General features: G+C 46.1%; 11 protein-coding genes. 5 read left to right on the top strand and 6 right to left on the bottom strand.

Going from position 1 to position 11,390, the window contains the following annotated elements; genetic code table 11:
* The coding region (locus SFV55_RS29475) for an HAD-IA family hydrolase (RefSeq protein ID WP_320033192.1) at positions 1-488 on the top strand (488 nt) is incomplete at its 5' end.
* A gap of 44 nt (positions 489-532) precedes the next feature.
* On the opposite strand, the gene SFV55_RS29470 is transcribed toward SFV55_RS29475, so the two are convergent.
* Positions 533-2,833 (bottom strand): TonB-dependent receptor, encoded by a 2,301-nt coding sequence (locus SFV55_RS29470; protein ID WP_320033191.1) that lies wholly within the window; start codon positions 2,831-2,833, stop codon positions 533-535.
* Between the two features lie 219 nt (positions 2,834-3,052).
* Here SFV55_RS29470 and SFV55_RS29465 point away from each other — a divergent pair, with 219 nt between their 5' ends.
* The 4 genes from SFV55_RS29465 (at position 3,053) to SFV55_RS29450 (ending at position 6,286) form a co-directional block, all read left to right on the top strand.
* Positions 3,053-3,868 (top strand): T9SS type A sorting domain-containing protein, encoded by an 816-nt coding sequence (locus SFV55_RS29465; RefSeq protein ID WP_320033190.1) that lies wholly within the window; start codon positions 3,053-3,055, stop codon positions 3,866-3,868.
* Between the two features lie 10 nt (positions 3,869-3,878).
* Positions 3,879-4,601: a hypothetical protein gene (locus tag SFV55_RS29460; RefSeq protein WP_320033189.1), complete on the top strand. Its 723-nt coding sequence runs from the start codon at positions 3,879-3,881 to the stop codon at positions 4,599-4,601.
* An 83-nt stretch (positions 4,602-4,684) separates the two neighbouring features.
* Entirely contained in the window at positions 4,685-5,656 is a 972-nt protein-coding gene (locus SFV55_RS29455; protein ID WP_320033188.1) for an OmpA family protein, read from the top strand.
* Between the two features lie 123 nt (positions 5,657-5,779).
* Complete coding sequence (locus SFV55_RS29450) at positions 5,780-6,286, top strand: hypothetical protein (RefSeq protein WP_320033187.1); 507 nt, start codon at positions 5,780-5,782, stop codon at positions 6,284-6,286.
* Between the two features lie 331 nt (positions 6,287-6,617).
* Here SFV55_RS29450 and SFV55_RS29445 read toward each other — a convergent pair whose 3' ends face one another.
* The 5 genes from SFV55_RS29445 to SFV55_RS29425 form a co-directional block, all read right to left on the bottom strand.
* Complete coding sequence (locus SFV55_RS29445) at positions 6,618-7,067, bottom strand: hypothetical protein (protein WP_320033186.1); 450 nt, start codon at positions 7,065-7,067, stop codon at positions 6,618-6,620.
* Positions 7,068-7,168: 101 nt separating this feature from the next.
* On the bottom strand, positions 7,169-8,266 hold the full coding sequence (locus SFV55_RS29440) for a Fic family protein (protein ID WP_320033185.1): 1,098 nt from the start codon (positions 8,264-8,266) through the stop codon (positions 7,169-7,171).
* 123 nt (positions 8,267-8,389) lie between these two features.
* Entirely contained in the window at positions 8,390-9,268 is an 879-nt protein-coding gene (locus SFV55_RS29435; RefSeq protein WP_320033184.1) for a DUF695 domain-containing protein, read from the bottom strand.
* Positions 9,249-10,238: a cation diffusion facilitator family transporter gene (locus SFV55_RS29430; protein WP_320033183.1), complete on the bottom strand. Its 990-nt coding sequence runs from the start codon at positions 10,236-10,238 to the stop codon at positions 9,249-9,251. The genes SFV55_RS29435 and SFV55_RS29430 overlap by 20 nt, the downstream gene beginning before the upstream one ends.
* Before the next feature lie 67 nt (positions 10,239-10,305).
* Positions 10,306-11,379, bottom strand: a complete 1,074-nt coding sequence (locus SFV55_RS29425) for a DUF4249 domain-containing protein (RefSeq protein ID WP_320033182.1) — start codon at positions 11,377-11,379, stop codon at positions 10,306-10,308.
* Positions 11,380-11,390 lie beyond the last annotated feature (11 nt).

Raw genomic sequence — 11,390 nt, 5'->3', positions numbered from 1 at the left:
TGCGCTGGCGCCGGATGTGGCTGGCACTCATGGATTTCGGAGTCGAAGACGAGCCGCTTTCCAAAGCTATGTCGGTGGAGTTTCTGGAGCGTTTGCCTTACAAAAAGAACCTGTTTCCACATACCATCGAAATACTGGAATACCTCAAAAATAAAGACTATTTTTTGCACCTGATCACCAATGGCTTTCAGGAAATCCAGGATCAAAAATTGCAAAGTGCCGAGCTACAAGGCTATTTCCAGGAAGTGATTACTTCTGAAGCTGCTCAAAGCCTAAAACCGAATCGGGCGATTTTTGAATACGCACTCAAGCAAAGCAAGGCTCAGCCGGACGAAAGCATCATGATCGGAGACAATCAGGAAGCGGATATTCAAGGGGCGACCAACGCAGGGTTGGATACGGTTTTTGTCAATCATTTGCAGGTAGTACCAGAGGTGCAGTCGACTTACATGGTCCATCATTTGCAAGAGTTGGAGGGGATTTTTTGATCTGCTTGTACCAGCTGGGTATTTAAATTGGGGATTTAAATTTATTACCAATTCCAATCCACCCTCAACGCAAAATTCCTCGGTGCCTCCATCAACCCCGGCCTCGACACATACTCCGCATTCCCCACATTGTTGACCAAAAAGCTCAGCTTTAAGTTGTCAATTGGCCGATAGGCTACCCGCAGATCCAGCAAAGTCACTCCGTGGTTGTTCATTTCCCGGTAGCTCTTGATGCCCGGTACAAAGAACTCAAAAGTCCGGTCGATGGCTTCCTGGAAGCTGTAATAGGTTCCGGCAAAACCAATGGAAAAACGTTTGATCTGGCTTTCGATGTCGAATTTGTAGTTGTTGCGCGAGCGGTATTTCAGCACATTTTCGGTGGAAGAACTGGCAATGGCGTTGCGTTGCCCCTGAGTAGGTGGCACGCCCGGCTCCTGGGGACTCAGGTCGAATTCCAAAAATTTGGGGTCAATCCACAAATAACCCACCATGAAGGTCGTCGGGCAATTGAACAATTGCATTTCGCCTACCAGACTCGCGTCCAGACCCGATATGCGCACTCCGCCCGTATTGATCGAGATAAAACCCTTTCTAAAATCAACGAAGTTGAACTCCATCATGTCCTGATATTGGGTGCGGAAGAGAGCCAAATCCAAAAAGCCTTTCAAACTACCCACTTTCAAACCTTGTTTGAGGCCCAATTCCGCCGACCAGCCCGTTTCTGACTGCAAATCGGGATTGGGCGAGATGTTAAAGCCTCCCAAATTGGTGTAAATGAACTTTTCAGCAATGGTTGGAAAACGGTAGCCTTGCCCCCAGGAAGCCCGCAGGAAAGAGTATTCCGCCACCTGATAGTTGGCTCCGATGCGCAGCACGGGTTTGGCTTCCTTTTCCTCCGAAGGAGCCACTACCCCAACCGGGTAGGTGAACCCCGGATTGTTAATGCGGTTGGATTCGTAGCGAAATCCAGCGCTGATGGTCAGTTTGCTGCCAAATCTTTTTTCAAAATCGGCATAAGTCGCCAGGTTGCGCGATTGGAAGGTGGTGTCACCGTACAACTCGGCGTCCACATTGGTGCCAATGTAAACCGCTCCTGCGGTGAAGTTCAAATCCAGGGCTTTAAACTTGCGCTGAAACTGGTACTCGGCGTAGTACTGCGAGGAAAAATTGGAACGCCCGTTGCTCACCCGGTTTTCAACCCGGAAGTAGCGACTGAGGAGTTTGTGGCGGTTCCCGGCCCCATCGTAATAGGTCAGGTGGGGATCGATGTTGAAACGCAGGGGTTGGTTTTTGGAAACGGTACCCCGGAATGGGCTGTATTTCAGCGAGTCGGCCCGCCAGAAGAAAAAGCTGCTGTTGTTGCCGCCGTTGAGGTTGAGGTTCATCCCCAAAGTGAGGCGTTTGCTGGCGCGGAAACGGGTATTCAGGTTGATCCGGCCATATTTGGTGAAGGTGCTGTCGTTGTGGCTTTGCTCATTCAGGTAAAATACGCTGCTGACCAGGTCGAGTTTGCCTATTTTTTGTTTGTGTGAAAGACTCGTACCAAAGGTAACTGGCGCCTTGTCCCACCATTTGAAACGTTTATCCGCCGGAGCATCAACGGTAGAGGTAAACAGGCTGAGTTTGGTTTCGGGTTCGTTGTGTGCGTAAGCCGTGCGGAAGTTGATCACTCCATTTAGCGCCGCCGAACCGTACAAGGAAGAAGCTGCTCCTTTAACTACCTCAATTTGACCCACATTTTCGACCGGGATATCGTTCCAGTTGGGAAATCCCGCGTCGAGTTGAAGGATCGGAATATCGTCCATCAACAGGAGTACGCGGCTACCAGCACCGTAGGAAAAACCCGAGCCGCCGCGAATATTGGCCTGCCCATCGATGACGCTCAAGCCAGGTACCTTTTGCAGGGCTTCGTCCAGTTGGAATTTGTTGCTGTTGTTGATCAGGCTGGGTTTGAGTACTTCGATGGACACCGTTTCAGAGCCGAGGCGCTTTTCAAAACGCCCCGTAGTGAAGGTGAGGGTACTCAGGATGGTGGCTTCGGTTTGCAGGATGATGTCCAGATCCACGGTTTGCCCCGCCACAATGCCCAGCGTTTGGGTGTAGGTTTTGTAGCCCAGATAGGAGACAGTAAGGGTGAGGTTACCCGGGGTAGGCCTGAGTTCAAAACGCCCTGCCGTGTCTGTAGCCGTGCCTACTTCCTCGCTGACATAAACAGAAGCACCGATCAGGGGTTCGTGATCGATGGTGGTCACCTGGCCGCGCAAAATGGCATTTTGGGCATCAACAGAATTAAAAGCAAAGCTGATCAGGGCAATAAACCCGACACAACGAAAGAAGTCCTGCATTTTTTTATTTTTCAATTCAGGGAAAAGATAAGGAAGACCACGATGAGTTGGTCAAAATTGATGATTTTTTTGTTAAAACTAGTACTTGGTCGCTGCTTTGCATTCTTGCAGAAAAAATTGCCGAATCTGCCTGAAATGCTTATTTTGCATGCGGTCATTTCAGTTCAAGTGCTTTAGAGCTAGATTAAGTTTTTTGCACATTGAACCTAAACTGGTGTTATGAAAAATTTTATACTTTCTATCCTGACGCTGTGCTGCTTGGGCACTGCGCTCATGGCTCAACAAACCGCCGCCTGTAAACCCGACGCTACTTTGCCGGATACGGCAGTAGGTGTCATACCCCTACCCTATTCCCCTACCAACCTCAAGGGTGGAATTTCTGACACCGCCTGCTTGAATACTTTCTACGATTTTGTATTCACCCTGGCCATTCCCAAATCAATTACGCTGAGTGGATTAACCCTCTCTATAAATAGTGTATCCATTGCTACCTCTGGAGCAGTGAAAAATCTGCCGAGTGGCTTATCCTACACCTGTAATCCGCCCAATTGTGTATTCAAGTCGGGAGAAAAAGGTTGTATCCTCATTGCGGGCACACCCAACAACCCAATTAATCTTGGTCAAAACGATCTTAAAATCGACGGACTAGTCAATTCTTTTTTACCTGTTCCGGTTACCTTTCCCAGTGATCAATTTGCAGCGGGCAACTACTACCTGTATGTGCGGCCCCAAGGCTCCAAGGCTTGTTTGACCTCCTCTACCAAGGAGCTTGCCGCCACCAAGCTGCGTATGGGCAATGTCCCAAATCCGTTTACGGGTTCAACCCAAATTGAAGTAGAAGCTGAAATCCGGGGGCAATTCGACTTTCGGGTTTACGACCTGACCGGCAGAATCATCTCCCGTCGTCCAGTGCAAATTATTCAAGGTATCAACCGGATTCCTTTTGAAGCCAATAACCTGGCGCCAGGCCTGTATGTGTTTACCTTGACCGATGGGTTGAACACCATTTCACGGAAAATGGTCGTTGGCCGGTAAATTGTAAAGCATGAAACTGGAAGCGGCCCTCTGGCAAAGGAGTTACCTCTATTTTGTCCTGTTTTTTCTATTGGCCATTTTTGGCTTTTGGCTGACTTATTTTACCCGCATTTTTGAGCAGGAAAGTTACCGCATGCACCTGCATGGACTGGCCTTGATTCTGTGGTGCCTGATGTTGATTGTACAACCTTATTTGATTCGTGCAAAAAAGAACCGCCTGCACAAAAGTATTGGCAAGTTTTCCTACTTGCTGGTTCCTTTGATGCTCTTCAGCACGGTGGATTTGTTGAAGTTCAAAATTGATAAAAACTCGGCATTGGACAGCATGGATTACCATTTTATTGCCCTGGTGATCAATGCCTTGATTGCTTTTATGCTTTTTTATGGGCTGGCCATTTATTACCGCAAACAAACCACCATACACGCCCGCTTTATGGTGTGTACAGCCTTCCCGATGGTCACACCAATAACAGATCGGATCATCCACATTCATTTTCCCAGCTTATTGGCCTATCTTCCTCGTATCGAAGGAACTCCCATTGCTCCCGTTTTTGGTTTTGCCCTGGCGAATCTGATTTTGCTGGGTTTGAGCATTTGGGATTGGCGCTCTCCTCGCCGCTGGAATGTGTTTCCGTTGGTGTTATTGGTTTTGTTGGTCTACCATTATTCGGTGCTGAATTTTCACAAGTTTGCGTTTTGGCAATCCTTTTGCAATTGGTTTTTTAATTTGTAAAAGGCAGGTTTGATCTGTAACTTTTCGGGTAAATCTGGTTATACTGGTGATACAACAAACTGATCACCAAGTAATTTCCAGCCATGACCCACAAGTTAATCCTGTCCTTTTTGTTCTTATACGCAAGTTTTTTCACTCTCTTGGCCCAAAGTACAGAGGACCTTGGCCGTACCACTCCTTTTTTGGTTGGGTTTAAAGGTACTATTTACGAGTTTCGAATACCCCTCGATAAGCAAGGCCTTTTCGATCCTAAAAAAGTACATTATACTCCAGAGATCGAACAGACGGAACCCATTGGATATGTTTATACACAAAAGCTATTCATCACTGAGCGCCTTTTGGATATGCCCTTTCCAGGCGTTCCCAAAAACAAAAAGGTTTTTGCCATCATTTACACTGGCCGTTTCGAGGTGAAAAATACTGGCCTATACGAGTTTTTATTGCAAAGTGATGATGGTTCCCGCCTCTGGATCGATTCTACAGAAGTAATCAATCGGGATGGCTTGCGACAGTTCAAAGAAATGAAACAAGGCAAAATTCAGCTCAGTTCTGGCTTTCATAACATCAAGGTTTGGTATTTTCAGGGTTTCCCCGATCGTATGGGATTGAAACTCATGTACAAAAAAGCCGAAGAAAAAGCCTTCCAGCCCTTCGATTTTAAACCCATGGAAGACGAGGCCAAACAATACATGCAAATGGAAGGTGAAACGATGAAGGTTCGTTTTGCTGAAAAATTATCTTTTGAAACCGGCGAATTCGCCCTCAAACCTGAAGCAGATTCCATCCTGGCCAATGTCATCCGTATCCTCAACTACAATCCTGGACTCAAGTGCCGCGTCGAAGGGCATACCGACAATGTGGGAAGCGCCAAAGACAATCAAGTGCTGGCCCAGAATCGGGCAGAAGCGGTGGCCAAGGCGCTGAAAGCTATGGGGTTGCCAGACTCAGTTAAAATTTCGGTGCAAAGTTTTGGGCTGAGTAAGCCCATCGCGCCGAATACGACCGAAGCAGGTCGGGCGCAAAATCGGCGGGTGGATGTGGTGATGGAGTGGTGAGAAGAGGTCAGGCACCTTATTTAAAATTTTTCTTTACCTTAGGAACATAAAGCAGATCAATAAACACAAGAAGCTACTATTAGGATAACCTAATTGAATTTTTAATTCGCAAAAACCAGTCCAATGAAAAACACCTTTTGCACCCTGTTGCTTTGCACATTCGTCCTGGCCTGCCAACAAACGGCCCCAAAACTTGACTTCGAAAAAGAAAAAGCGGCCATTCAAGCTGTCATCGCCAAAGAAACCGAGTCTTATTACAAACAGGATTTTGAAGCCTGGAAAAGTACCTACCTCGAATCACCAGCGTTCCGCAAGTTCGGCTACTGGGATGGTTTTCCTGAAAAAGTAACCTTCAACAATGGCTTTGAATCTTTGAAAAACGAAAAGAAGTCCCAATTTGAAGCCGATGCCACCATTTGGAAAGGCTCCACCGAAGAACGAGCCAATGAAAACTTCAGGATTTCTCAGGATATGGCCTGGTATACTTTTGAGCAGTTTTCCTACGAAAAGGATACGCGTAAATTGTTAGGCAAATCTCTGGAGACACGGGTATTGGAGAAAGTGGATGGGGAGTGGAAAATTGCGTATTTGGGGTATCATTATTTTCCGGATACCTTGCTGACAAAATGATAAGGCGTCATAATTTCTTAATTTCAAATACAATCGGCCATAGCCATTTTGTGTACTTAGGATCTCCTTGAAACATTCGTCATCCCGAATTTCTTAAAGCATTACAAAAGCGATATTTTTTACCACAAAGGAAAAAAGAGAGCGCAAAGGACACAAAGTTAGACGTTGACGACGCTTCGCTTTGTGTCCTTTGTGTTTCTTTGTGCTTTCTTTGTGCTTTCTTTGTGATAAAAAAATGTCGCTTTGGGTTTAGGATGACTCATGTTTAGGAGGCCTTAAATATTCCCAGGTAGTTTTGACCTTTGGGAAACGACTTTGCAGCAAATGGTTTTTATTGTCGCACTCCGGTGGTTAGCACGGTTTGACCGTCGGGGTACTGAACATTTGCATCGTTTTCTGCTGTAATAAAAAAGCCAGTAGGCTTAAAGGTTGCCACAGTTTTCAGGGAACTTGTAAGCGCTTTGGAAAGCATACTACTCGATGTTTTTAATTGTCCAATGTTTTTGCTCCCGTTCTGCTCTGTTTCCATCCACACAATGTAGGTTTCTTTTGCGGGGCTAAGTCTTTTTGACTCTGCTAAATTCTTTACATCTAAGTCAATGTTGTAGTTGCTGTTTTTGTCTTTCTTCACCTTCACCAAACCTTCCGCAGCCGGAACGATCGGTGATATTGAAAAGACATATTGGGTCGTATCGCACGATTGCAACACTACAATCGCAAACAAGGTCGTAAAGGCGGCATACACATTTATGCCGGGCCTTTTTGATTTTATGAAGTTCATTATAAACTATGGTTGGTACCTACACAAGGTCAATGTATTTATACCCCAAGGTGTTACACAAATTCGGATTTTAGTTGCATCATTCACACTTTTAATCCTATTTAAAAATCGACCAATGCGTAACTAACGTTTCGTCCTCCTTCCTCAGTTTGTTGCAAAATGCCTTTTTCTACCAAGTCTTTGATGTCCCGTAAGGCGGTGTCGGTGGAGGTTTTGGCAATTTTAGCCCATTTGGAGCTTTGTAATTTGCCCTCAAAACCGTCAAAAAGTTTGTTGAGCAGCAACCTTTGGCGTTCGTTGATGGGGGTATGTTCGTGTTGTTTCCAAAACTCAGCTTTGCGCATTATTTTTTGGGTGGTGTTCTCCGTGGTGAGCAGTGCATTTTTGAGGCAATGCAAAAACCAGTCGAGCCATTCCGTGATGTCGCCCGAGCTGTGTTGCACTTGTTGCAATACTTCGTAATAGCGTTTGCGCTCGGCCAATATTTGGCTCGACATGCTGTAAAAACGTTCTCCACTTCCTTCCGCACGGGCGAGCAATAGATCGGTGATGGCTCTGCCAATTCTACCGTTTCCATCATCAAAGGGGTGAATGATGATGAACCAAAAGTGGGCGATGGCGGCTTTTAAAACTGGGTCTAAGCGGTCTTCCTGGTTAAACCAATCCAAAAATTTGTCCATTTCCGTTTTTACCGAGGCGGCCTTTACCGCTTCGTAATGCACTTTTTCCTTGCCCATGGCACCCGATACCACTTGTATTTCGCCACTGCGGTATTGTCCCACTTCTATTGCGTAAGGTCCGCTGTACCCGGTGGGGAAAAGCGCGGCGTGCCAACCCCACAAACGTTTTTCGGTCAAAGGCTTGGCATGGCGTTGAGTGGCATCCAGCATCATTTCTACCACTCCTTCGATGTGGCGGCTGCTGGGCACCAGTCCGGCAGTGTTCATGCCCAAACGCCGGGCAATGGACGAACGCACCTGCTCATAATTGAGCAATTCGCCTTCTATTTCTGATGATTTGACTATATCTAAGGTTAAAGCAGTAAGCGTGGCTTCTTCTTTGGCAGAAAAGCCCAAAGCGTTCATTTGCCCGATTATTTTGCCTTGCAGGTGCCGCACCTCCCCAAATACGACATTGATGGCTTTGTCCTGCCAGGAAAAATCGGTCCAGTTGGGATACTCGTAGATGTATTCTGGCATTGGGTGGGTGGGTTTTGCGGTAAATGTAGGGATTATTTACCGCAAATTTGCGGGGATTGGCGTGTTTTTTTGCCGCATGGGGGGAGAGGTGGTAGATTTGTGGTTTTGGGAGGCTAGCGTTCGTCACTCTTTCTCAACAGATGTTTCCCATCCATCATAGTCGCCATTACATTCGTTTGCAAATTGCCATAAGTCTAAAACATAATCGTCAATGCTGTCGAGGTCAACTTTGTCAATACGCGAAATGTGTAGTTGATATGGAAAATCGCCGAAAGATGTTTTTTCGTCACCGCTAACTATATCAAACTTTAGAGGTTCAATTTTTTTTATTAAATCAGTTCTGTCGCTATCGGTTTTAAAATAAATCCAGTGGTCTACTTGTCTTGCTTTTGTTAACGGGTCTCCGTTTTTTTCAAGATTATCAATTACTCTGCGATTTTGAATACTTTGAAATTGTCTTGGATTTGGATACATGAAGTTGAAATACTGTTCCCATTGGTTATCTTTTTTAATGCCGAAGTCAAATGTATAATTCGGAAAAGCAACCATGCTTTCTGAAATGGTCTTGTCGTAAAGAGTCGTGTCACCCATGTAAAAATAAAAATCTCTACGACCATCAGTAGTCAACCGTCCTGCATAGGTTGAGTTGTGCTTACATAGAATAAATTCTTGAAGTCTGTCTTCAATAGCCGATAAGGTGTTAAACTCTTCATTTGATGAAAGTCCGTCTTCTCTGGGGTTATTCATATTTACAGAGACCCAAACAAGATTTGGTCTGTCAACAAGCGGTGCAATTTTTGCTAACCCTAAGTCAATATAAAATGAGCCGATCAACTCATCAACATTACTAAAATAAAAATCCCAATCCTCTTCTTGCGAAGGATTGTCGTCTGGAATTTCTGATTTACTTTCCATTTCCTTTTTTTCGAATAATTTGTGGAATAATCCCATAATGAGTGGTTCAAAAATGGCATCTCCTCTCTCACACCCCATGCCTTTCATTCACCACCACATTCTCCATTTTCCATTCCACCCGCTTCTCAAAAGCATATTTCCGATACGCGCAATCCTCCTTCATACACAGTGGGCAGGAAACAGGTGTACAGGGATCCACATGCACGAATAATTCCACTGGATTTTCCCGATTGTCGTTCGCTAACCTAGAAAAAGCGTCCACTTCCTGATGTGCTTCGCGGGTGGTAAAGTACCAAGGCAGGGTCATGTGGCAATCGATGTGCAGGTTAGCACCGTATTTGATCACCCGTAGGTTGTGGATGTCGATCCAGTGGGAGGAGCGGTGGGTTTGTAGTTGTTCTACAATTTCGGCCACCAGGGCTGTATCCGTCTCGTCCATTATGCCCGCCATCGCCGAGCGCACCAGGCCATAACCCGTGTAGATGATCAGTAGCGCAAACATGATGGCAATCACACTATCCAATACATACCAGCCAGTGGCCCATACCAAGCCCAACCCGATGATCAACCCCAACGAGGACCAGGCATCGCTTTGCAAGTGTTTGCCGCTGGCGACCATGATGGTGGATTCCACCTTGCGGCCTCTTCTTTCCAGGTAAATGCCCATCAGGTAGTTGAAGCCACCCGTCACTACGGTCAGGATAACCCCTAAATCCAATGCGCCAATGGGTTGAGGAACGTTCAGGTTGTAAATGGCCTTGCCGATAATGGAAATGCCTGCCAGAAAGATCAGCGCTCCTTCAAAACCAGCAGAGACAAATTCAATTTTGCCATGCCCATAGGGATGATTGTGATCGCGTGGTTGGGCTGCGATGACCAAGCTGTACAAAGCGAATGCTCCGGCCACCACGTTGATGATGCTTTCCAGGGCGTCCGATAGCACAGCATTGGAATTGGTAAACCACCAGGCGATGAATTTGATGGCCATCAGGGCGATGCCCAGGATAAGGGCCCAGAGCTGCATTTGGTAATTGCTCCGGGAGCTGGTTTGTGACATGTATTTCCTGATTAAGGGGCGACAAAAGAATGAACAACTATTTTTGCCCCACTACTGAGTCACAAAATTACCAGAATTTTGGCACCTTAAGCGAGTGTCCTTTAATATTTGTACAATAGGCACATTCCGGGTCGAAACCGTAAGTGTTCACCCAAGCAGGGTTCGTGAAGTCGCGCCGGCAAGGGTCGTTAATGGAATACCTAAAAATTGAACGATCGCTATAAGTGTAGGCCGTGTCTACTGCTGCCACTTCAAAATACCCCAGGATACGTTCTTTGGGGTTCTCTACATTATAAATATTACCCCGTACTGAGGCAGGTGGCACATCAAAAATGGTTCCCGCTGGATTGCCCACTCGATCAATATTGCTCCAATATTCATGAGCTTTGGCTGAAATACGGTATTGTATAACTTCAAAGGCATTGCGCTCATAAAACTTATCATCGGCAGCAATACTCAATAAGGGCTGCTCACGTAAAGTAAAAGCATCCCGACGTTTATTGCCAAAAATGCGAATGCTATTGGGCTCCGGATCTTCGGTCATGTAACAGATTGGATAGGAAGGAAACCGAAAATAGTCCAAAAACAAAGTCCCAAAATCAATGGAAGTCCTTCGCCATACCCGACTTACATCCCAGCGCAGATATACACCATTGGGATCTGCAGGGATGTTGACATCGGCATTGAGGATAAAAGTTTGATCAAAATCTTTCACTGTTACACTCGGATACACACTGTCCATTCGAACTGGCGCGGGCATAACTTCTACATCTGAGCGGTAATGGGCACCATCGGGGAGTTCTACCTCCAATTGATAGGTTTCACCCGCCACTGCTCGAAACAGCGTGTCCTGAAAACGATAAGTCCCCGGAGTCAACTCTACAAAAGGGTGTTTTTGAGCCCTGGAATCCAGCACATATAATTTTGCTCCGCTAACAGGGTCCCCGTCTACTTGCTGCTCAAAAGCATTGGTGCGGGTGACCCTGAAGATGTGTTTTCCGGGCTGATCGGAAAACACCCCATAAATCACCAAAAGGTTGTCCAGTTTGCCCGGTTCAAAATTCAACTCCTTGATGCAGGCACTACAGAGCAACAAGAGGAGGAGGAAGCTACAAGTCAGTTTGTAATTTGAAAACTTCATTGCTTTGGATT

Origin of the sequence: Haliscomenobacter sp., assembly GCF_033763495.1 — a bacterium.
Lineage (GTDB): Bacteria > Bacteroidota > Bacteroidia > Chitinophagales > Saprospiraceae > Haliscomenobacter.
This window is presented reverse-complemented; position numbering and strand designations above follow the sequence as displayed.

Coding starts and splice junctions, on each gene's coding strand:
- SFV55_RS29470 (WP_320033191.1), bottom strand. CDS start 2,833: ATGCAGGACTTCTTTCGTTGTGTCGGGTTTATTGCCCTGATCAGCTTT.
- SFV55_RS29465 (WP_320033190.1), top strand. CDS start 3,053: ATGAAAAATTTTATACTTTCTATCCTGACGCTGTGCTGCTTGGGCACT.
- SFV55_RS29460 (WP_320033189.1), top strand. CDS start 3,879: ATGAAACTGGAAGCGGCCCTCTGGCAAAGGAGTTACCTCTATTTTGTC.
- SFV55_RS29455 (WP_320033188.1), top strand. CDS start 4,685: ATGACCCACAAGTTAATCCTGTCCTTTTTGTTCTTATACGCAAGTTTT.
- SFV55_RS29450 (WP_320033187.1), top strand. CDS start 5,780: ATGAAAAACACCTTTTGCACCCTGTTGCTTTGCACATTCGTCCTGGCC.
- SFV55_RS29445 (WP_320033186.1), bottom strand. CDS start 7,067: ATGAACTTCATAAAATCAAAAAGGCCCGGCATAAATGTGTATGCCGCC.
- SFV55_RS29440 (WP_320033185.1), bottom strand. CDS start 8,266: ATGCCAGAATACATCTACGAGTATCCCAACTGGACCGATTTTTCCTGG.
- SFV55_RS29435 (WP_320033184.1), bottom strand. CDS start 9,268: ATGAAAGGCATGGGGTGTGAGAGAGGAGATGCCATTTTTGAACCACTC.
- SFV55_RS29430 (WP_320033183.1), bottom strand. CDS start 10,238: ATGTCACAAACCAGCTCCCGGAGCAATTACCAAATGCAGCTCTGGGCC.
- SFV55_RS29425 (WP_320033182.1), bottom strand. CDS start 11,379: ATGAAGTTTTCAAATTACAAACTGACTTGTAGCTTCCTCCTCCTCTTG.